The following is a 20,944-nucleotide window of genomic DNA, read 5'->3' as shown; positions in this document are numbered from 1 at the left end:
CCCAGCTAGCCGCCGCCATGCTCCTTCATCTGCCCAACATCCTCACCCCCGAGGAGATTGCCCAAGCCCAAACCCTGTTGGCCACCGCCCCCTGGGTGGACGGCAAAGCGGGGGCGGGGGAGCAGGCGAAGCAGGTCAAGAACAACGAGCAGCTGGACCATGACGGCGAAGCGGCGCGCACCATCCGTGCGATGGTGTTGCGCGCGCTGGACCGCAGTCCGACATTCTTCTCAGCCACGCTGCCCAAGAAGGTGTTTCCACCGCGCCTGAACCGCTATGGCGGTGACAGCAATTTTTACGGCAACCACATCGATGGCTCCGTGCGCTACACGCCCCGCACCGGCGAGCGCGTGCGCACCGATGTGTCATGCACCGTGTTCCTGTCCAACCCGGAAGACTACGACGGTGGCGAGCTGTGCATTGCCGACACCTATGGTGAACAATCGGTGAAGCTGCCTGCCGGCCACATGGTGCTGTACCCCGGTACCAGCCTGCACCAGGTGAAGCCGGTCACCCGGGGCCACCGCGTGGCCTGTTTTTTCTGGATTGAGAGCATGGTGCGCAGCGATGAGCAGCGGCGCACCCTGTATGACCTGGACATGAACCTGCTGGGCCTGCGCCAACGGCTGGGGGAATCGGATGAAACCACTGCACTGACCGGCGTGTACCACAACCTGCTGCGCATGTGGGCCGACACCTGAGCCCGCCAGCACCACTATGCCCGCCCGATTGCTGTTTTGACGCCTTTCCGAATAATGTCTATCAACACCTCACGCTCCTCCAGTGCCCTGCCCGCAATGAGCCGCAATACCACCATCGTCGTCAGCGTGGTCCTGTTCCACATTGCAGTGCTGTGGGCTCTACAGACCGGTCTGCTGCGCCGTGTGGCCGAGGTGATCGTGCCGGCCGAAATTCTGGTGGAGATGATGTCGCCGCCAGCCCCCGCGCCCAAGCCTCAGCCCACGCCCCAACCCCAGGTGCGCGCCAAGACGCCTGCCCCCAAGCCCACGCCACCCACGCCAACGCCCGCTGTCACGCCGCAGCCTGCCCCCGCTCCGCTGGCCTTGGCACCCTCGGCGGTGGCGCCACCTGCCACGTCAGCGGCCCCCACTGCCGCGCCCGCAACCCCAGCCACCCAGGCCACAGGTAGCGCGGTGAGCGCCCCGCCCGCGCCGCCCAAAATCGAGCTTCCCTCGAGCGACGCTGACCATCTGAACAATCCGTTGCCGGTCTACCCGCTCAAGAGCCGACAACTTGGTGAGACCGGCACCACCACGCTACGGGTCCTGATCGGTGCGGATGGATTGACCAAGGAAGTACGCGTTGAGAAATCCAGTGGCTTTGACCGTCTGGACCAAGCAGCCATAGCCGCCGTCACGCGCTGGCGTTTTGTCCCCGGCAAACGCGATGGCGTCCCCGTGGACATGTGGAAGTCCCAAGCCATACCGTTTGTATTGAAATAATTTTTTTGTGGAGTAGTTACATGGAATCGCAACTCGGACTCATCACTCTCTGGACCCAAGGCGACTGGGTGACCAAATCGGTCGCCCTGCTCTTGCTGGTCATGTCGCTGTCGTCATGGATCGTGATCCTGATCAAGGCACTGGACATCTTCAAGTTCAAGTCGCTGGGCCAGCGCACCGAAAACTTCTGGCACAGCGAAGACTTCAGCACTGGCATGAAGGCCCTCGGTCAGCAAGACGGCAACCCGTTTGTGGAACTGGCCCACGCCGGAAAAGAAGCCACCGCCCACCACCGCAACACGCAAACCCAGCTGCACGACGCACTGGACATCAGCGACTGGATCAGCCGCTCCCTGCGCAACAGCATTGACGACAGCACCGCCCGTTTCCAGAGCGGCTTGGCCATCCTGGCATCGGTGGGCTCCACCGCCCCGTTTGTGGGCCTGTTTGGCACCGTCTGGGGCATTTACCACGCGCTGATGGGCATTGGTGCCGCCGGCTCCGCCACCATCGACAAAGTCGCCGGCCCCATCGGTGAGGCACTGATCATGACGGCACTGGGTCTGGCCGTGGCCATCCCCGCCGTACTGGGCTACAACGCCCTGGTGCGCGGCAACAAGTCCATCCTCACCAAACTCAACCGCTTTGCGCATGACCTGCACGCCTACTTTGTGACCGGCGCCCGCGTGGGCAACAGCAATGTCGATGGCAAGGTCGTTGCCATGAAGAAGGCATAACCATGGCCTTCGGAATGCAAGACGCCACCTCGGACGGTGATTCCGAGGTGATGAACGAAATCAACATGACGCCCCTAGTGGACGTGATGCTGGTACTGCTGATCATCTTCATCATCACCGTGCCGGTGATGAAACACGCGGTGAATGTGGAATTGCCCACGGCCACCAGCCAGCCGCAGAACACCAAGCCGGAAACCTTGCAACTCAGCGTAGATGCCCAAGGTGCCTACTTTCTGAACCAGAACGCTGTGGCGGTGGACACCCTGCCCGCCGTGCTGCAGGCCGAGGCCGCCAAGGACCCACAGCCCGAGCTGCACATCCGCGGTGACAAGGCCGTGCGCTACGAGTTTGTGGCCCAGGCGATGGCCGCAGCGCAGCACGCCGGCCTGCGCAAGATCGGCTTCATCACAGAACCGAAGAACTGACGGCCGCCCCCATGCTGCTCGTGCTGAAAACCCGGTTTGCCTGCTCTGCAGTGCGTTGCTTTGACGAGGTCAAAACCACGCGCCTGCTCATGCACATCGCCCAGCCGCTGGTGCACTTCACACTGGTGGAGCCTGCCACCTTGCCGGTGCAGTGGGAAGAACGTGAGTACAAGGTGGCGATGCATTTCATGGGGCTCATCCCCATGGGCCACCAGATGGTGCGCATCTCGGGCCAGGACCACTCGGCCACGGCGGGCAAGTTCTCAGCGGAGCTGCGCGACAACGGTTCTGGCACGCTGATCCAGCGCTGGGACCACCGCATCTTCATCACGGCGGCCGAAGAGGGCTGCGACTACACCGACCAGGTGGACATCCGCGCCGGCCTGCTCACGCCCTTCGTCTGGTTGTTTGCCTGGTACTTTTACCGGCACCGGCAACAGCGCTGGCAGCAGCTGATTCGCAGGAATTTCTCCTATGCCTAGCGCCGTCAACCCGCCCTCACCCTCTGACTCACCGGCGAACCCGCAGCGGGCAGCCACGCCACCAGCCCAGGGCGTGCTGCAATCCAGCGAGTTGCTAGGTACGCGCCAGGCTATCGAAATCGAGCATAACGGCCAGCGCTACCGCTTGCAAAGCACCAAGTCGGGCAAGCTCATCCTCACCAAATAGGCGTAAAAATAGCTGCTAGCCCCCGTCGAACGGGCGCAAGCAGCTATGATTTTGGTAGCAAATGAGAAGATTACAGACCGATGGCGGCAATGCCAGCCTTGGCAATTTGCGCATCTTCGCTGGACTTCACCCCGCTCACGCCCACAGCACCCAGGCACTGGCCATCTTTCAGAATGGGCACGCCGCCTTCGAGCATGCCGTCCAGATCAGGTGCGCTGAGGAAGGACACGCGACCGCCATTGATCATGTCCTCGTAGACCTTGCTCTCACGGCGGCCCAGGGCCGCCGTGCGGGCCTTGGCGGGGGCAATGTGGGCCGAGATGGGGGCAGCACCGTCCAGGCGCTGGTAGGACAGCAGGTGGCCACCATCGTCCACGATGGCAATGCTCACGGCCCAGTTGTTTTTCAGCGCCTCGGCTTCGGCCGCGGCGGCAATGGCTTTGATGTCGGTAAATTCCAGAACAGGCTTTGTTTTCATGGTGTGCACTCTCTGCAGATGGGTAAAAACCCTGAGCATACCGTTTGCGCGGGGCGTTTTTAACGCCTGCCGCGCATAACAGCCCTGCATAAAACCCGGCCAATACAGGGCAATTTCACGGTCTTGCCCTTGTTAAACCCTAGAATGACTGCATCTGCACATTGCAGTTTTTCTGGAGGATCTTTATGACCGATCGCACAACCACCATGGGCCAGAGCCTGGGCTATGGTGCAGCCAACGCCCAGCGCAACAAAGTGCTGCGCAACACCTACTGGCTCCTGTCCCTGAGCTTGGTTCCCACCGTGTTGGGCGCCTGGATCGGCGTGGCCACCGGCATCACCCAAGCCTTGAACGGCATTCTGGGCATGGTCGTGTTCCTGGCCGGCGCATTTGGCTTCATCTACGCCATTGAGAAAACCAAGAACTCCGCCGCTGGCGTGCCCGTGCTGCTGGGCTTTACCTTCTTCATGGGCCTGATGCTCTCGCGCCTGATTGGCCACGTGCTGGGCTTCAGCAACGGCGCCCAGTTGGTGTTCACCGCATTTGGCGGCACCGCAGGCGTGTTCCTGGTCATGGCCAGCCTGGCTACCGTCATCAAGCGTGACATTTCGGGCTTGGGCAAGTGGTTGTTTGTCGGCACCCTGGTGCTGCTGGTCGGTGGCGTGATCAACATCTTTGTGGGCAGCACTGCCGGCATGATGGCCATGTCCATGGCCGCTATCGGCATCTTCAGCGTCTACATGCTCTACGACATCAAGCAGATCATCGACGGTGGTGAGACCAACTACATCACCGCCACACTCGCCCTGTACCTGGACATCATCAACGTGTTCCAGAGCTTGTTGGCCCTGCTCGGCATCTTTGGTGGTGAGCGCGACTAACCGTCCGTCGCACGCAAGAAAAAGGCCCTTCGGGGCCTTTTTCTTTGGGCGCAGGGCCCACTAAGCTCAATACGCGCCAAAATCTGCCGATACAAGAACTAGACCACTTCCAGCCTCCATGACCCTACGTCCCCTGCTCCTGACCTTTGTCTTTCTCCTGTCGGGCTGCGATTTGGAGACCCTGCTGGCCGACCCGCGTGTGGCTCAGCGCGAAGCCGATGCCAAGGCCATTGGTGGTGCGTGCCGCCATGGCCTGCGCAGCCTGGAAGACTGCTACGCCATGAACGAAAAAGCCTCCAAGGCCGCGGTGTTTGCGGGCTGGAAGGACATGGACCAGTACATGCGGGACAACAAGATCGAAGGCGTCGCCCCCAAGGGCCTCAAACCGGTTGGGACCGAGGAAGAGGTCATTACCGAACCCAAGGATGAGAAGCCCGCCGACGATGGCAAGGCCAAGCCCAAGGCCAAGCCAGCGGCAAAAACCGCCGACAAGGCCGCAGCGCACTAAGCCACTAGGTCATTAGGCCGGTTCGGCCAGCTCGAACACCGCAATGCTCTCCACGTGCGCCGTGTGGGGGAACATGTTCACTACGCCCCCTTTGGTACAGCGGTAGCCCGCCTCCGTCACCAGCACCCCCGCATCGCGCGCCAGCGTGGCGGGGTTGCAGCTCACGTAGACGATGCGCTGGGGCGGTGTCCAGCCTTTGCGTAGCTCGGGCTGTTGGTGCAAGGCGGCCAGGGCCTGCACCAGGGAGAACGCGCCTTCGCGGGGCGGGTCGACCAACCATTTGTCAGCGGCGCCATCGCCAATCAGCAACTCGGGCGTCATCTCGAAGAGGTTGCGCGCTACAAATTTAGTAGCTGCCAGCGCAGGTTTTACGGGGGCTATAGGGTTATTTGACTCTAAACCGGCAGCCATATTCAGTGCCAGGTTCTCGCGCGAACGCACCACCAGCGCCTCGGCGCCCTCCACGCCCAGCACCTCACGCGCCTGTGTGGCCAGCGGCAGCGTGAAGTTGCCCAGACCGCAGAACCAGTCGATCACGCGTTCGGTCTTCTGCACGGCCAACAGGCCCAGCGCACGCGACACCAGCACGCGGTTGATGTGCGGGTTCACCTGGGTGAAGTCGGTGGGGCGAAACGGCATGGTGATGCCAAAGTCGGGCAACTGGTAGGCCAACTGGCCCGTGGTGTGGCCGGGCAACTCGTCCAGGCGGTGAATGGTCTCCGGCCCCTTGGGCTGCAGCCACCATTGCAGGCCGGGGTTGATCGCTGCAAACTGGCGCAGGCGGTTCAGGTCACCTTCGGACAGCGGCTCCAGGTGGCGCAGCACCATGGCAATTACCTCGCCTTCGCCGCCATTGGCACCCGCCGTGGGCGCCATATCGCCCATGGCCAGTTCGATCTGCGCCAGCGTCTCCACTGCGTCCATGGACTCGATCAGGCGGCGCAACGGCACCAGCATGGCGCTCACGTGGGGTGCCAACACATGGCATTCCTTCATGTCAGCCACATAGCGGCTCTTGCGCTCATGGAAGCCGATCAGCACCTGGCCTTTTTTGCGCACATGGCGCACCGACAGGCGGGCGCGGTAGCGGTAGCCCCAGGCCGGGCCTTCGATGGGGCGCAGGATGTTGTCGGGCTTGACCTTGCCGATGTGCCAGAGGTTGTCTTCCAGCACGCGCTGCTTCACCGCCACCTGGGCGCTGACATGCAAATGCTGCATCTTGCAGCCGCCACAGGCGCCTTCGTGCAGGCCGAAATGCGGGCAGGCCGGGCGCACGCGTTGGGACGATTCCTGGTGGATCTCGGTCAGCGTACCCTTCTCGAAGCTGCTTTTGCTGCGGTGGATCTGGGCGCTCACCACCTCAAACGGCAGCGCGCCGTCAATGAACACCACCTTGCCGTCGGGCCGGTGGGCTACGCCCTGGGCTTCCAGGTCCAGAGATTTGACGCGCAGCCAGCCTTCGGGCAGTACGGGTTCAGCAGGGGTGTCGGGGGATATGGGGGAAAGGGTGTCTGGGGAAATAGCGTCGCTCATGCCTGAATTGTCTCAGGTACGCACGCCGGGCTCGCACAGGGCCGCCCTCACATGAGGAATTCTCGCTTGATGCCACGACGGGCCAGGTGGCGTTTGAGCTTAAACAACGCCTCGTTTTGCACCTGGCGCACGCGCTCGCGCGTCAGGCCCAGACGGGCGCTGATCACGTCCAACGTTTCAGGCTCACGGTCGTGCAGGCCAAAGCGGCCCTCCAGCACCTCACGCTCGCGCGGCGAGAGCGTGGCGATCCAGCTTTCCAATAGCGTGTCCACCTCATGCGCCTGGGCCGAGTCCTCAGGGTCCAGCGCCAGCTCGTCCACCAGGCTGTCGCCCAGTGAATGCTCGTCGCCCGACGGGTCCAGCGACGCATCCAGCGAACGCGGCGCCTCGGCCATGGCCAGCAAATCCACAATATCCGACGACTCACGCCCCAGCAGGGCCGCAATGTCTTCCGCGCGTATGCCTTCGGGGCGGCTGGCTACCAAGGCGGCGTCGTTCTCCAGCGCGCGGCGTGCGCGCAGCACCTGTTGCACCTCGCGCACCACGTTCACCGGCAGGCGCACGGCACGGCCCTGGTACATCAGCGCCCGGTCCACCGACTGGCGTATCCACCAGGTGGCGTAGGTGGAGAAACGAAAACCCCGCTCGGGCTCAAACTTGTCGATGGCGTGCATCAGCCCCAGGTTGCCCTCTTCGATGAGGTCGGACATGGGCACGCCGCGCCCGGTGTAACCCTTGGCAATACTCACCACCAGGCGCAGGTTGTGCTCGATCATGCTTTGCCGCGCCGCAAAGTCGCCCGCACGGGCGCGGGTGGCGGCAGCAAATTCTTCTTCGGGGGTAAACAGTGTGGTGCGGCGCACGCCACGCAGGTAAATGGCCAGTGCGTCGGCCGACTCATCGCCCGGAAGCACCTCGCGGGCCAGGCGCTCCAGTTCCGTAGTCGCTATGATTTCAGGAGCTTCTAGCGCAGCATCCATGGGGGCTAGAGCCATATTCAGCTCCAAACCCTGCCCCGCGCTACGCTGGTCGACCGAAGGGTCGAGTGGGTGAGCGTTGGGGGGCTTTTTCATCTGGAGCCTGCTATCTACTGGGCAGGTACTTGGCCGGGTCCACCGGCTTGCCTTGCCGGCGCACCTCAAAGTGCAGCTTCACGCGGTCGGCGTCGCTATTGCCCATCTCGGCAATCTTCTGGCCCTTCTTCACGGTCTGGTCTTCCTTGACCAGCAGCGTCTGGTTGTGGGCATAGGCCGTGAGGTAGGTGTTGTTGTGCTTGAGGATGATCAGATTGCCATAGCCGCGCAGGCCAGCACCGGCGTACACCACCTTGCCCTCGCCCGCGGCCAGCACGGGGTCGCCCGCATTGCCTCCAATGTCCAGGCCCTTGTTCTTCACTTCGTCAAATCCTGCCAGCACGGCGCCGCTACCGGGCCAGATCCACGCCACTTCATCATCCCCACCCGAAGCGGGCGCAGGAGCAGGCGCCACGGGCTTGGTCGCCGCGGCGGCAGAAGCTGCAGGCGCAGGCGTGGCCGATGAAGAAGCCGCTGCAGGTCCAGCAGCCTGTGCAGGTGCCGAGGCAGCTGGCAGAGCCGTGGTGGTGGCCACCGATGCCGCCACAGGCTTGGCGGTTGCAACCGGGGTTTCCCCCCCAACAGGCGCCACCACACGAATCACCTGGCCCACTTCGATCTTGTTGGGGTTGTCCAGTGCGTTCCAGCGCGCAATGTCCTTGTGGCTTTGGCCCGTTTCCAGCGCGATGCGAATCAGCGTATCGCCAGGCTTGATGGTGTAGTAACCGGCCTTGCCCGCATTCTCAAAGCCCGGAGGCTGCTTGACGGCCGCAGTACGTGCATCCATCACCACCCCAGGCTTGCTACCTGCCGTGTTGCGGTCTTCCACAGGTGCGTGGTTCACAGGCGAAGAGCCGCAGCCAGACAGCACCAGCACAGCCACACACACCGCAGACCCACCCCATTGACGCATACCGAACATAATTTGATTTCCCTTTAGGCAACGCCTGATTTTAGAGGGACAAAATGCACTGCCTCCAACAGGGTTTGCCGCACACCCTGTGGGGTCTTGTCCAGCACCAACAACGCCTGACCACCGCCAGGTCCTGACGTTACCACTGGCGCCACCAGGCGCCCACCCACAGCCAGTTGGTCTACCCACGCCTGGGGTACCGCCTCGCCGCCCGCTGCCGCAATGATGGCCGCGTAAGGTGCGCCCTTGGCGTAGCCCGCCATGCCATCGCCAAACAGCAAATGCACATTGGCCAGGCGCAGGTGGCGCAGATTCTCGCGCGCCTTCTCATGCAGGCCACGCAGGCGCTCGATGCTGTACACCTCGTCCGCCACCAGGCTCAGCACAGCGGCCTGGTAGCCGCAGCCGGTGCCAATCTCCAGCACCCGACCCAAGCGGCCCGTGGCGCCATTGCGCAGCAACTCGATCATGCGCGACACCACGCCGGGCTTGGAAATCGTTTGCCCCAGCCCAATCGGCAGGCTAGTGTCCTCATAGGCCTGGTTCACCAGCGCGCTGTCCACAAAGCGATGGCGCTCTATCGCCCCCATGGCGCCCAGTACCAGCCGGTCGGTCACGCCCTGGCCAGCCAGCTTTTGCACCATGCGCTGGCGCACAGCCTGCGAGTCCATGCCGTGGCCTTGGGGCACCTGCGGCAACGGGCTGGGAGCTTTGGCACGCGCGACAGGTGGCAAGGCGGCTTTGGCAGGCGCCGGAGAAGACACCGTCTTCAATGCCGGTTTGGCAACGGGCGCAGGGCCAGTGGCCATCGCCCCGTGCGGGTTGGGCCGTGTCTTAGCCAGCGTGGCGTCCAGCCGGGCGGGGAACGAGGGGCGTTGCTTCATACCGCCACAGGTGGGGCCGCCAGCCGAGACGCGGTCTGCGCCCAGTAGCCCAGGTTGTCGTGGTCCGTCAGGTCCACCTTCAGCGGGGTGATGGCCATATGGCCCTGCGCCGTGGCATGGAAGTCGGTGCCCTCCGCATCGTCCTTCACCGGGCCAGCGGCGCCAATCCAGTACATGGTCTCGCCACGCGGGCTTTGCTGCTGAATCACTTTTTCGGCCGCATGGCGCTTGCCCAGGCGGCACAGCTTCATGCTGCCAATCTCGTCAAACGGCAGGTTGGGGATGTTAACGTTCAGCAGCCACGGTGTGGAGGTGATCAGCTGCTGCTGTTGCATGGAGAGCACCAGTTCGCGCGCCTTTCGGGCGGCAGAAGCCAGCTCCACCCAGTCCTTCTCCACCTGCGAAAACGCAATGGCCGGGATGCCAAACAAAAAGCCTTCCATGGCCGCGCCCACGGTGCCGGAGTAAATCGTGTCGTCGCCCATGTTGGCGCCGTTGTTGATGCCCGACACCACCAGATCGGGCCGGTAGTCCAGCAGACCACTGAGCGCAATGTGCACACAGTCCGCCGGGGTGCCGTTCACATAGCGAAAACCGTTGGCCGCGCGGTGCACATACAGCGGCGAATGCAGGGTCAGTGCGTTCGATTTGGCGCTGTTGTTTTGCTCGGGGGCAATCACCTCGACCTCGGCAATGTCTTTGAGCGCCTCATACAGCGCCACGATGCCGGGGGCCTGGTAGCCGTCGTCGTTGGAAATCAGGATTTTCATATTCAAAGGGAGTGTGCGACCATTGTAGGTTGAGGGTGGCACGCAGGTCGCCCTAGAGACATTTTCTCAAGGGGGTGGGGCCTATGATTTGCCAACTTTTTGGAGACACCCCATGCACGCCTGGCTTTGTGAAAACCCCACCGGTATCGATGCCCTGACCTGGAAAGAACTGCCCACGCCACAGCCCAAAGCCGGCGAGGTACTGCTGGAGATCAAGGCCGCCAGCCTGAATTTCCCCGACATTCTCATCGTGCAAAACAAGTACCAGATGAAGCCCGCCCTGCCCTTTGTACCAGGCTCGGAATACGCCGGCATCGTGCAGGCCGTGGGCGAAGGCGTCACACACCTCAAAGTCGGCCAACCTGTGGCCTGCCTGAGCGGCACCGGCGGCTTTGGTACCCACACCATCGCCCCGGCAGCGCTGTGCATGCCACTGCCGCCCGGCTTCCCGATGGTAGATGCAGCGGCCTTCATCATGATCTACGCCACGTCCTACCACGCGCTGGTGGACCGGGCCCAGCTCAAGGCTGGAGAAACCGTGCTGGTACTGGGCGCTGCGGGCGGCGTAGGTACCTCGGCCATCCAGATCGCCAAGGCCATGGGCGCGCGCGTGATTGCCGCCGCATCCACACAAGAAAAATGCGCTCTGTGCAAATCGATTGGTGCGGACGCCACGATTAACTACGCCACTGAGAATTTGCGCGACGCAATCAAGGCCCTGACCGAAGGCAAAGGCCCAGACGTGATTTATGACCCCGTGGGCGGCGACTTTTCCGAGCCAGCGTTCCGCTCCATCGCCTGGCGCGGCCGTTACCTGGTGGTGGGCTTTGCGTCCGGCCCCATTCCCGCCCTGCCCTTCAACCTGGCGCTACTCAAGGGCGCCAGCATCGTCGGCGTGTTCTGGGGCGATTTTGCCAAGAAAGAACCCAAGGCGAATGCGGCCATGATGGGCGAGTTGGCCCAGTGGTATGGCCAAGGCAAGATCAAACCGGTGATTGACCGGACCATGCCCATGGCCGAGCTCAAGGCCGCCTATGCCCACATGGGCTCACGCGGCGTGATGGGCAAGCTGGTGATGGTGAACTAGGCGCCAGATAAACCCTGGCTGCACGCTACCAAGCACCCAGAAAAAAACCCTGCATTCTTGCGAATGCAGGGTTTTTTCATATTTTGGGGTGGCTGATGGGGCTCGAACCCACGACAACAGGAATCACAATCCTGGACTCTACCAACTGAGCTACAGCCACCGTAAGCGCATGATTATAACCCGATAAAAAGGCTTATTCCGCAACTGCGGGTGCAGATCCCATGCGTGCCGGTGTGGGCACCTTGATCTGCACCTTGAAACGGTCTTTCAGGGTCAGGTAGTAGGCCTGACTCTCGGCATTGGCCATCCATTGGGCGTATTGGTTGCGCTCCTGCTTGGCCACGGCGTCGTTCACCGGGTTGCGCGGCAGCACCTTGTTGACCTTAACCACGGCGTAGCCTTGGGCACCCAGGTCCACACCCACCAGCGCTGGCAGCTTGGCAGGGTCGGCACGCAGTGCAGCGTCGAGCAAGGTGCCTTGCACCGGCTGGCCGGGTTCACGCGAGACAGTTACCGTCGCAGGGAAGCTGGCGCTGGTCGGTGTGGCTTGCCAGGCGGCCAATTTGTCGGCGCCCTCTTTCTTCGCCAGCTCTTGCGAACGGCTGGCCACCAAACGCTCGCGCACCTGGGCGCGCACCTCGGCCAGAGGCAAGGTGCGTGCGGGGCTGTAGCTCACCACGCGGGCAGCAGTCAGCTGGCTGGAGCCGGTTTCAATGGCTTCGGTGTTGCGTTTCTTCTCCACCGAATCGGGGCTAAAGACGGCGGCCAACAGCTTTGGGTTGGCCAGCACACCGGTTGCGCCCTTGGCGGCAGTGCGTTGCACATTGGCAGCGGTCTTGACTTCCAGCTTCAGACGATCGGCGATGGGCTTGAGGCTGTCCGACTGTTCGTACACGCCGTTGGTAAAGGACTCGGCCACTTCGGCAAATTTGCGCTGGGCTTGTTGCACACGCAGCTCGCTCTCCAAACCGGTACGCAATTCCTCAAAGCTGGGTTGCTTGGGCGCTTTCACGTCCGTGAGTTTGATGATGTGGAACCCAAAGTCCGATTCCACCAGATCGCTGACGTCACCCTTCTTCATCGCGAACACGGCTTCTTCAAACGGTTTGACCATGGCACCACGGGCAAAAAAGTCCAGGTCGCCACCGCGGGGGGCAGAGCCCGCATCTTGCGAGTTCTTCTTGGCCAGATCCGCAAAGGTGGCGGGCGCCTTGCGCGCCTGCTCTAGCAGCGCCTGGGCTTTCTCCTTGGCCTTTTGGCGTTCGGCCTCAGGCATGGTCTTGGGCGCGTTGATCAGGATATGGCTGGCGCGGCGCTCTTCCTTGCTGCTCAGGCGGCTGGCATTTTGTTCGTAGTAAGACTTGAGGTCCGCCTCGTTCACCGTCACCGTCTTCTTGATGGCATCTACGTCCAACACCACGTATTCGATGTTGGCGGACTCGGTGGACTGGAACAACGGCGCGTTGGCCTGGTAGAACGCCTCGATGTCCGCATCCGATGGGTTGACCTTGCTGGCAAAGTCAGCAGGGGCAAAGCGGGCGATCTGCACTTCACGGCGTTCAAAGAAGGCATTGAGCGCCAAGTCAGCCACGGCGTTGGCGGAGAACGCAGTGGACGAGATGCCGGACTCGACCTGCATCAGGGTCAGGTCGCTGCGCACACGGGCTTCCAGGCCTTCGGGCGTCAGGCCTTGGCTGGCGGCCAACTGGCGGTAACGTTCAATGTCCATGGTGCCGTCAGGCTTGCGCAGACCGGCAATCGTGGGGTTTTGCTGCAGCTCACGGGCCAGGCGCGCATCCGAGGTGGTGAAGTGCGCATCCTTGACGGCGGCGGCCATCACGCGCTCGCGCACCAGGCGTTCCAGCGTGGCGTAGCGGGCCTGTGGGGAGTCCAGCAGTTTGGGATCCACATTGGGCACAGAAGCACGCAGGCGATCGACTTCATTCTTGTGGGCGTAGTCCCACTCTTCCTGGGTCACCTTGGCGCTGCCGATGGTGGCCACGGTGGCACCCCGGCTCATGCCTTTGTAACCATCCACACCCACCATGACAAACGCCAGGATGATGAGCAAGAACAAAGGTATGGCAATCACCTTGGTGTACTTGCGGACGAAATCGAACATGCGCTAACTCTCCATGAATACAACAAAAAAGGCGAACAATTGTGTTCGCCTTTGCTGGGTGTGGTGGTGGGTGATGACGGGCTCGAACCGCCGACATTCTGCGTGTAAGGCAGACGCTCTACCAACTGAGCTAATCACCCAAACATAAACCTAATTTTAGTTCAGGGCATCTTTCAATGCTTTGCCTGGACGGAACTTTGGAACTTTGGCAGCCTTGATTTTAATCGCAGCGCCGGTACGTGGATTGCGACCCGTGCGAGCAGCACGTTTGCCCACTGCAAAAGTACCAAAACCTACCAGGGAAACAGTGCCGCCTTTTTTCAAGGTGGTCTTCACCGCACCAATGGTCGACTCCAGAGCGCGCGTAGCAGCGGCCTTGGAAATATCGGCATGTTTTGCAATGTGCTCAATCAGTTCAGTTTTATTCACAAAGACCCCTTGTACGGAAGCGAGTTAATCGATTGTCTCTTCAAAATTTTGTTGTACCGGATTGTCTTGGTGGTGGCATGTGATGAAACACGACCCAAAAACAAAACAGCTTTCAGCGGTAGCAGTGGTGACCGCTGCATTGCATTAAAGCCACGGGCTAATACCGTGTCAATATGCCGTGCAACATTGCGACAGCGCGGAGGCGAATTCTAGACGCAATTTTTTGGAAAATTGCCTGGCAACGGTAAGTTTTTTCTGCGGGGCTGTACTGTCGCAAATGCAACAGGATGTGCTGAATACAGCGCACCGCTTCGGGGCGCAAGGTCTGCGTAAGGCTACTTGGTGCGAGCCCTAATCTCCGGCAAGGCCTTCTGCAAGTAGTACACCATAGACCACACGGTGAGCACCGCCGCAGCCCAGATCAGCCACACGCCCCAGAGGTGGGTATTGATGATTCCGAACAGCAAACCGTCGAACAGCAGAAAGGGAATGGCCACCATTTGCACCACGGTCTTGACCTTGCCAATCATGTGCACGGCCACGCTGCGGGATGCACCAATCTGCGCCATCCACTCGCGCAAGGCCGATATGGCGATCTCACGGCCAATGATGATGAGGGCCACAAACACGTCGGCTCGCTGCAGGTGCACCAGCACCAACACACAAGCGCACACCAAAAACTTGTCGGCCACCGGGTCCAGGAAAGCACCGAACGACGAGGTCTGGTTGAGCTTGCGGGCTAGGTAGCCATCCAGCCAGTCTGTTGCCGCGAACACCACAAACATGATGGTGGCCACCAGGTTGCGCTCATACGCCGACGCCATGGCGTCGGGCAAATAGAAGACGCCCACGATGAGGGGAATCGCGAAGATTCGCGTCCAGGTCATGAGGGTGGGGATGGTCATAAACATGGCGGGATTGTGGCACGGCTAGTGCAGTGCACGGTAGATTTCATCCGCCAGTTCGCGCGATATGCCGTCCACCGTGGCAATGTCCTGGGCGCTGGCCAGAGCCACACCCCGCACACCGCCAAAACGCTGCAGCAGTTTGGCGCGGCGCTTGGGGCCAATGCCCGGAATTTCTTCGAGCTTGCCGCCGCCCGTGCGCACCTTGGCGCGCGCGGCGCGCATGCCGGTGATGGCAAAGCGATGCGCCTCGTCGCGGATCTGCGCCACCAGCATCAAGGCTGCCGAGTCGGCACCCAGGTAGACCTTCTCGCGGCCATCGGCAAACACCAGCTCTTCCAGCCCCACCTTGCGACCCTCGCCCTTCTCCACGCCCACGATGAGCGACAGGTCCAGCCCCAGGCTCTCAAACACTTCACGCGCCATGGCCACCTGGCCCTTGCCGCCGTCCACCAGCACCAGGTCTGGCAGGCGCGCCGTGCCGCTGGGTGTGGTGCCCTGGTGCTTGGCCTCGCGCAGGGCCTCGGCCAGCTTGCTGTAGCGGCGCGTCAGCACCTGGCGCATGGCGGCGTAGTCGTCGCCGCCGGTGATGCCTTCTATGTTGAAGCGGCGGTATTCGCTGTTCTGCATCTTGTGGTGCTGGAACACCACACACGACGCCTGCGTGGCCTCGCCCGCGGTGTGAGAGATGTCAAAGCATTCGATGCGCAGCGCGTCCAGGTCATCGAGTGCCAAATCCAGTGCGTCGGCCAGCGCACGCGTGCGCGCCTGCTGTGAGCCTTCTTCGGCCAATAGGCGGGCCAGCTGCAGCGCCGCATTGGTCTGCGCCATGTCCAACCAGGCACGACGCTGCTCGCGCGGCTGGTGCACCGCGGTGACCTTGATACCGGTTTGCTCCGACAGCGCCTGTAGCAGCCCCTTGCTCACGGGCTCGCTGACCACCAGCGCGCCGGGCATGGGCACGTCGATATAGTGCTGCGACAAGAACGCCTCCAGCACCTGGGCCTCGACCGACTTCTTGGCCTCGCTGTCATCCGCCTCACCCATCAGCGTGGCGTCTTCCACATGCACCGGGAAGTAAGGCCGGTCGCCCAGATGGCGGCCACCGCGCACCATGGCCAGGTTCACACAGGCCTTGCCGCCCTGCACCTTCACGGCCAGGATGTCCACATCGCGGTCTGACACGTTGTCCACCGACTGCTGGTGCAACACATTCGACAGTGCTGCTACCTGGTTGCGCAGCTCGGCCGCCTGTTCAAACTCCAGCTTGTCGGCGTGCGCCATCATGCGGGCCTCCAGGCCACGCATCACGTCCTGCGCCTCGCCACGCAAGAATCGCTCGGCATTGGCCACGTCCTGCGCGTAATCAGCCGGACTAATGTGGCCCACGCAGGGCGCCGAGCAGCGCTTGATCTGGTACAGCAGGCAGGGCCGCGTACGGTTGCTGAACACAGGGTCTTCGCAGGTGCGCAGGCGAAACACCTTTTGCATCAGCAGAATGGCCTCTTTCACCGCCCAGGCGCTGGGGTACGGGCCAAAGTAGCGGTGCTTTTTCTCCACACCTCCGCGGTAGTACGACACGCGGGCAAACTCCACCGGCTGCGGGGGCCGGGGCTTGGCGCCAGGCTCGGCCAGCGCCAGGTTTTTGGGCACCGGTGGCGTGCCGGTCATCTTCAAATAGGGGTAGCTCTTGTCGTCCCGAAACAGGATGTTGTACTTCGGGTTCAGCGTCTTGATGAGGTTGTTTTCCAGCAGCAGGGCCTCAGCCTCGGAGCGCACCACCGTGGTCTCCATGCGCACAATCTTGCTGACCATATGGCCGATGCGTGTGCCGCCATGGTCCTTCTGGAAATAGCTGCTGACCCGCTTCTTCAGGCTGATGGCCTTGCCCACGTAGAGCAGCTGGTTGTCTGCATCAAAGTAGCGGTACACCCCGGGCAGAGACGGCAACGCCGCCACCTCGCGCAGCAGCGCGTCGGAGTGGGTTTCTGCGGAATCGGCTTCAGACATGGGACGCTATTGTGCTTGCTACTTGGGGGGTGGACCGCGCATGGACAATAGCCGCCATGCAATGGGATATTTTCTGCAAGGTCATCGACAACTTTGGCGACATCGGTGTGTGCTGGCGCCTGTGTGCCGACCTGGCCAACCGCGGTCACACGGTACGCCTGTGGGTGGATGACAGCCGTGCCCTGGCATGGATGGCGCCCGGCGCGGTGGAAGGCCGCTGGCCCAACGTGAAGGTGCACGACTGGGCGGAAGCATGCGACCCCACCGTACTGGAAAAACTGCCCCCCGCTGATGTGTGGATCGAAGGCTTCGGCTGCGAGATTGCTCCTGAATTCATAGCTGCTCGCGCAATGGATACGGGGGCCAGTGGCCAAAATGGTCTTAAACCTCCGGCGTGGATCAACCTGGAGTACCTGTCGGCCGAGGCCTATGTGGAACGCTGCCACGCCCTGCCCTCGCCCGTGATGCAGGGCCCGGCCCAGGGCTGGACCAAGCATTTCTATTACCCAGGCTTCACAGCACGCACGGGCGGGCTGCTGCACGAAGCGGACTACTTGGCGCGCCAGACCGCGTTTGACGACAACGCGTGCAACGCCTGGCTGGCGCAACACAGCATTGCCTGGCAAGGCCAACGCTTGGTCTCGCTGTTTTGCTACGAGCCGCCTGCGCTGACGGCCCTACTGCAAGGTCTGGTGCAGGGAGCCACGCCCACGCTGCTGCTGGTGACGCCGGGGCGAGCCCAGCGTGCGGTGCAAACCGCACTGGCGCAGATGGATCTGCCCACCACCGGCGCAGGCGAACTGGCGTTGCATTGGCTGGAGCCCCTGACCCAGACCGAATTTGACGAACTGCTGTGGGCCTGCGACCTGAACCTGGTGCGCGGCGAAGACTCGCTGGTGCGCGCCATCTGGGCCGGCAAGCCCTGGCTCTGGCAGATCTACCCCCAGGACGATGGGGCGCACGCCGACAAGCTGAACGCGCTGCTGGACCAAATGCAGGCACCCGCCTCGCTGCGCGCGGCACAGCTGGCTTGGAACGACTTGAATGGCATGGCAGGGCCCAACCAGCCCAGGCTGGATTGGGGTACCTTGCCCCTGGTGGAATGGTCGGCTGCTGCACACGATTGGCGCCACGGCCTGCTGCAAATGGACGACCTGACCAGCCAGCTCACCAATTTCGTGCAGAAAAAAAGATAAAATCCGAGGCTTAGCTGAATTTGCCGCCTGAGTTTTGGGGCAAGTCATGCCCCGCCGCAGACTGCGGCCTACAGTCGCACCACGCGACATTCGTTCCTGCAACCCTATGAAAATCGCTCAAGAAATCCGCGCCGGCAATGTGATCATGCACGGCAAAGACCCCATGGTCGTCCTGAAAACCGAATACAGCCGCGGCGGCCGCAACTCTGCCACCGTGCGCATGAAGCTCAAGAGCCTGATTGCCAACTTCGGTACCGAAGTGGTGTTCAAGGCCGACGACAAGATCGACCAGATCATTCTGGACAAGAAGGATTGCACCTACTCCTACTTCGCCGACCCCCTGTATGTCTGGATGGATGCGGACTACAACCAGTACGAAGTCGAATCCGAAAACATGGGTGACTCGCTGAACTACCTGGAAGACGGCATGACCGCCGAAGTGGTGTTCTACGAAGGCAAGGCCATCTCGGTGGAACTGCCTACCAGCGTGGAACGTGAAATCACCTGGACCGAACCCGCCGTCAAGGGCGACACATCGGGCAAGGTGCTGAAGCCTGCCAAGATCGCCACTGGTTTCGAAATCGGCGTGCCAATCTTTGTGGCCCAAGGCGACAAGGTCGAAATCGACACGCGCACCGGCGAATACCGTAAACGCGTCTAACCCACGCCGCGAATAAAAAAGGCTCCTTCGGAAGCCTTTTTTATTGCAGCCAACACAGCCTTAGCCGTCTACCCGCACCGCGCGGTAGAGGGCGCGCACCAGGTCCGACTGCGTGATGATGCCGACCAGCCGCGATTCGGTGTCGATGATGGGAATGTGGTGGTGGCCGCCCTCGGAGAACAGCGGCACCAGCTCCATCAGCGGGCGGTGCGCGCTGGCCACGCGCACCTGGCGCGTCATGATCTGGCCCACGGCCTCGGGCTTGTCCGAGCTAACCTTGCCCGAGCGCCGGATGAACGCCTGAAACCGCTGGCCCAAATCGTCACCCTGCTCCAGCCCCGCGTGACGCATGAAGTCGGCCACGGTGACGATGCCCACCATGCGCCGCACCCTGTCCACCACGGGTAGCGCCTTGATGCCATGCTGGTTGAGCAAGGCCCAGGCCTCGTGCAACGGAGTGCCGAACTGCACTGCAATCGGACTTTTTGACATCACATCGGCACAGGTCAAGGTGCCCAGGTTGCGCCGATAGGCCGCCATCTCGGCGTGCTGCAGCAGGTTCTCCAGATCGTCGCGGCTGACGTCCAGAATCTGGTTGTAGTGGGCCAACGCGGCGTCCAGGTCGCCGGGCGTGAAGCGGCCCTGCAGGTCAGATACGGGCCCGGCCACACGCCGCTGCACATGTGGGTAGGGGCGGCCGGTCAGGCTGTTGTAGGCCACGCCGGCAGCAATCATCAAACCGCCATTCACAGCCAACGGCCCCCAGGCAATGTCCAGTCCTACCCAGTGGCTCAACACCGCCGACAAAGCCATGGCCCCGCCTGGGGGATGCAGGCAACGCAACCACAGCATGACCAGAATGGCCAGTGGCACGGCTAGCGAGGCGGCCAGCACTGGCTGATCGATCCAGCGCGCGCAGAGCACGCCCACCAGGGCGGACACACCGTTGCCCCCCAGCACGGCCCAGGGCTGCGCCAGCGGGCTGGCCGGCACGGCAAACACCAGCACCGCGCTGGCGCCCATGGGTGCCAGCATCCAGATGCTGCCGGGATTGGCCGCCAGCAGCCAGTGGCTGAGCCACGCGGTCAGCCCCATGCCCACCAGCGCACCCAGCACCGAACGCCAGCGTTCGCGCGCGTCAATCATCACAGGCGCTGGCCAAAAGGCCAGGAGCCAATGCTGCCAACGCTCGCCCCAGGTCAGGGCTTCATTTGGTAGCGATTCGGAATTCACGGGGTCTGGTGGCATGGGGCGGTACGCACAAGAGGAGACGCAAATTATCGGCGCCCCAAACTGCCTTGAAATGGGACGACAATGCGCCCATGGAAAATACCCAAAACCTCAACGAAGCCCGCCTGGCCAACGCCTGGGCCGACCTGCAAGCCCACGCCGATCTGGGCAATATGCTGGAAACCGACGCCTACCGCCTGGCCTTTGCCGACCCCGAGTTTTTACTGCGCCGCGAGACCCGTGGTCTGCGCATCCAGTTGGAGATGCTCAAGCCCGATCTGGACCAGGCCGCACAGGGCGTGGAGAACACCGTGGTGGTCTTTGGCAGCGCCCGCTTCCCCGCCCCCGAAGAGGCCAACGCCGCACTGAAGGCCGCCAAGGCCAGTGGGGATGCCCAGCAGCTGGCACTGGCCGAGCGCCATGTGCGCAATGCCAAGCACTACGACAACGCGCGTCTGTTTGCCCGCCTGGTGGCCGGCTACAGCGCACGCAAGCCGCTGAAAGACCGCCTGTTCATCTGCACCGGCGGCGGCCCCGGCATCATGGAAGCGGCCAACCGTGGCGCGTTTGAAATGGGCGCGCTGACACCAGGCCTGAACATCGCCCTGCCCCACGAGCAAAAGGCCAATCCCTACGTCACGCCGTCACTGAGCTTCAAATTCCACTACTTCGCCACGCGCAAGATGCATTTCATGATGCGCGCCAAGGCACTGGTGGCCTTCCCCGGTGGCTTTGGTACGCTGGACGAGCTGTTTGAAGTCATCACCCTGGTGCAAACCAAGAAGGCCAAGCCCGTGCCAATCGTGCTGTTTGGCACCGATTACTGGAAGCGGCTGATCAATATGGACGTGCTGGTGGAAGAAGGTGCCATCTCGCCCGAAGACCTGAGTCTGTTTCACTACACCGACGACCCGCAGGAAGCCTGGGAAATCATCCGCACGTTTTACAACCTGCCGTTGTAAACGTGCGG

The 20,944-nt window shown here is 62.2% G+C and carries 23 protein-coding genes and 2 tRNA genes; 12 read left to right on the top strand and 13 right to left on the bottom strand.

Translation table 11 applies throughout. From position 1 onward, the window contains the following. Positions 1-17 precede the first annotated feature (17 nt). From J2X15_RS01435 to hemP, 6 genes are read left to right on the top strand one after another with little or no spacing between them, the layout of a single operon-like run. The gene (locus J2X15_RS01435) at positions 18-701 is read left to right on the top strand and encodes a Fe2+-dependent dioxygenase (RefSeq protein WP_310338724.1); all 684 of its coding nucleotides are present in this window, start codon (positions 18-20) and stop codon (positions 699-701) included. 54 nt (positions 702-755) lie between these two features. Continuing rightward, a complete protein-coding gene (locus J2X15_RS01430; protein WP_310338723.1) occupies positions 756-1,463 on the top strand; it encodes an energy transducer TonB in 708 nt (235 codons plus the stop codon). 20 nt (positions 1,464-1,483) lie between these two features. After that, positions 1,484-2,200 carry a MotA/TolQ/ExbB proton channel family protein gene (locus tag J2X15_RS01425; protein WP_310338720.1) on the top strand — a complete coding sequence of 239 codons (717 nt, stop codon included), beginning with the start codon at positions 1,484-1,486 and terminating at the stop codon, positions 2,198-2,200. A 2-nt stretch (positions 2,201-2,202) separates the two neighbouring features. Beyond that, positions 2,203-2,625 carry an ExbD/TolR family protein gene (locus J2X15_RS01420; protein ID WP_310338717.1) on the top strand — a complete coding sequence of 141 codons (423 nt, stop codon included), beginning with the start codon at positions 2,203-2,205 and terminating at the stop codon, positions 2,623-2,625. Positions 2,626-2,636: 11 nt separating this feature from the next. Beyond that, on the top strand, positions 2,637-3,107 hold the full coding sequence (locus tag J2X15_RS01415; protein ID WP_310338715.1) for a hypothetical protein: 471 nt from the start codon (positions 2,637-2,639) through the stop codon (positions 3,105-3,107). Then, positions 3,100-3,294 (top strand): hemin uptake protein HemP, encoded by a 195-nt coding sequence (hemP, locus tag J2X15_RS01410; RefSeq protein ID WP_310338714.1) that lies wholly within the window; start codon positions 3,100-3,102, stop codon positions 3,292-3,294. Before J2X15_RS01415 ends, hemP begins: the two co-directional genes overlap by 8 nt. A 70-nt stretch (positions 3,295-3,364) precedes the next feature. Here hemP and J2X15_RS01405 read toward each other — a convergent pair whose 3' ends face one another. Further along, entirely contained in the window at positions 3,365-3,772 is a 408-nt protein-coding gene (locus J2X15_RS01405; protein ID WP_310338710.1) for a GlcG/HbpS family heme-binding protein, read from the bottom strand. Positions 3,773-3,957: 185 nt separating this feature from the next. On the opposite strand from J2X15_RS01405, the gene J2X15_RS01400 reads away from it, so the two are divergent. Together J2X15_RS01400 and J2X15_RS01395 are read left to right on the top strand one after the other, a co-directional pair. Continuing rightward, positions 3,958-4,653, top strand: coding sequence for a Bax inhibitor-1 family protein (locus tag J2X15_RS01400; protein ID WP_310338709.1), 696 nt, complete (start codon positions 3,958-3,960; stop codon positions 4,651-4,653). Between the two features lie 118 nt (positions 4,654-4,771). Further along, the gene (locus J2X15_RS01395) at positions 4,772-5,161 is read left to right on the top strand and encodes a hypothetical protein (RefSeq protein ID WP_310338708.1); all 390 of its coding nucleotides are present in this window, start codon (positions 4,772-4,774) and stop codon (positions 5,159-5,161) included. A 12-nt stretch (positions 5,162-5,173) separates the two neighbouring features. Here the strand turns inward: J2X15_RS01395 and rlmD are convergent, their stop codons facing one another. Genes rlmD through surE form a run of 5 tightly spaced genes read right to left on the bottom strand, consistent with a single transcriptional unit; the run spans position 5,174 to position 10,334 of the window. After that, positions 5,174-6,694 carry a 23S rRNA (uracil(1939)-C(5))-methyltransferase RlmD gene (gene rlmD, locus J2X15_RS01390; protein WP_310338704.1) on the bottom strand — a complete coding sequence of 507 codons (1,521 nt, stop codon included), beginning with the start codon at positions 6,692-6,694 and terminating at the stop codon, positions 5,174-5,176. A gap of 47 nt (positions 6,695-6,741) precedes the next feature. Further along, entirely contained in the window at positions 6,742-7,767 is a 1,026-nt protein-coding gene (locus J2X15_RS01385; RefSeq protein ID WP_310338703.1) for a sigma-70 family RNA polymerase sigma factor, read from the bottom strand. 10 nt (positions 7,768-7,777) lie between these two features. Then, positions 7,778-8,689 carry a peptidoglycan DD-metalloendopeptidase family protein gene (locus J2X15_RS01380; RefSeq protein WP_310338701.1) on the bottom strand — a complete coding sequence of 304 codons (912 nt, stop codon included), beginning with the start codon at positions 8,687-8,689 and terminating at the stop codon, positions 7,778-7,780. 14 nt (positions 8,690-8,703) lie between these two features. Beyond that, positions 8,704-9,564 (bottom strand): protein-L-isoaspartate(D-aspartate) O-methyltransferase, encoded by an 861-nt coding sequence (locus J2X15_RS01375; RefSeq protein ID WP_310338698.1) that lies wholly within the window; start codon positions 9,562-9,564, stop codon positions 8,704-8,706. Further along, positions 9,561-10,334, bottom strand: a complete 774-nt coding sequence (gene surE, locus J2X15_RS01370; protein WP_310338694.1) for a 5'/3'-nucleotidase SurE — start codon at positions 10,332-10,334, stop codon at positions 9,561-9,563. Before surE ends, J2X15_RS01375 begins: the two co-directional genes overlap by 4 nt. 112 nt (positions 10,335-10,446) lie before the next feature. On the opposite strand from surE, the gene J2X15_RS01365 reads away from it, so the two are divergent. Then, positions 10,447-11,421 carry an NADPH:quinone oxidoreductase family protein gene (locus tag J2X15_RS01365; protein ID WP_310338692.1) on the top strand — a complete coding sequence of 325 codons (975 nt, stop codon included), beginning with the start codon at positions 10,447-10,449 and terminating at the stop codon, positions 11,419-11,421. An 84-nt stretch (positions 11,422-11,505) separates the two neighbouring features. Here the strand turns inward: J2X15_RS01365 and J2X15_RS01360 are convergent. The 6 genes from J2X15_RS01360 to uvrC all read right to left on the bottom strand — a co-directional run bounded on the left by J2X15_RS01360 (position 11,506) and on the right by uvrC (position 16,887). Beyond that, positions 11,506-11,581, bottom strand: a tRNA-His gene (locus J2X15_RS01360). 33 nt (positions 11,582-11,614) lie between these two features. Then, a complete protein-coding gene (locus J2X15_RS01355; protein ID WP_310338689.1) occupies positions 11,615-13,543 on the bottom strand; it encodes a peptidylprolyl isomerase in 1,929 nt (642 codons plus the stop codon). 64 nt (positions 13,544-13,607) lie between these two features. Then, positions 13,608-13,683 (bottom strand) — tRNA-Val (locus J2X15_RS01350). A gap of 16 nt (positions 13,684-13,699) precedes the next feature. After that, complete coding sequence (locus J2X15_RS01345) at positions 13,700-13,972, bottom strand: HU family DNA-binding protein (protein WP_066709320.1); 273 nt, start codon at positions 13,970-13,972, stop codon at positions 13,700-13,702. A gap of 335 nt (positions 13,973-14,307) precedes the next feature. Beyond that, a complete protein-coding gene (gene pgsA / locus J2X15_RS01340) occupies positions 14,308-14,883 on the bottom strand; it encodes a CDP-diacylglycerol--glycerol-3-phosphate 3-phosphatidyltransferase (protein WP_310338678.1) in 576 nt (191 codons plus the stop codon). An 18-nt stretch (positions 14,884-14,901) separates the two neighbouring features. Further along, positions 14,902-16,887, bottom strand: a complete 1,986-nt coding sequence (gene uvrC / locus J2X15_RS01335) for an excinuclease ABC subunit UvrC (RefSeq protein ID WP_310338675.1) — start codon at positions 16,885-16,887, stop codon at positions 14,902-14,904. A 56-nt stretch (positions 16,888-16,943) separates the two neighbouring features. Here uvrC and earP point away from each other — a divergent pair, with 56 nt between their 5' ends. Both earP and efp read left to right on the top strand, forming a co-directional pair. Next, complete coding sequence (gene earP / locus J2X15_RS01330) at positions 16,944-18,083, top strand: elongation factor P maturation arginine rhamnosyltransferase EarP (RefSeq protein WP_310338673.1); 1,140 nt, start codon at positions 16,944-16,946, stop codon at positions 18,081-18,083. A 106-nt stretch (positions 18,084-18,189) separates the two neighbouring features. Continuing rightward, a complete protein-coding gene (gene efp / locus J2X15_RS01325; protein WP_105260659.1) occupies positions 18,190-18,744 on the top strand; it encodes an elongation factor P in 555 nt (184 codons plus the stop codon). Positions 18,745-18,804: 60 nt separating this feature from the next. On the opposite strand, the gene J2X15_RS01320 is transcribed toward efp, so the two are convergent. Continuing rightward, a complete protein-coding gene (locus J2X15_RS01320) occupies positions 18,805-19,992 on the bottom strand; it encodes an HPP family protein (protein WP_409034235.1) in 1,188 nt (395 codons plus the stop codon). Positions 19,993-20,066: 74 nt separating this feature from the next. Between J2X15_RS01320 and J2X15_RS01315 the strand changes: the two genes are divergently transcribed. Next, a complete protein-coding gene (locus J2X15_RS01315; protein WP_310338667.1) occupies positions 20,067-20,936 on the top strand; it encodes an LOG family protein in 870 nt (289 codons plus the stop codon). Positions 20,937-20,944: the final 8 nt, after the last annotated feature.

It is taken from the genome of Rhodoferax saidenbachensis, from assembly GCF_031457975.1.
GTDB classification, from domain to species: domain Bacteria; phylum Pseudomonadota; class Gammaproteobacteria; order Burkholderiales; family Burkholderiaceae_C; genus Allorhodoferax; species Allorhodoferax saidenbachensis_A.
Note: the sequence above shows the minus strand (reverse complement) of the source record. Positions and strands in the feature narration are given on the sequence as shown.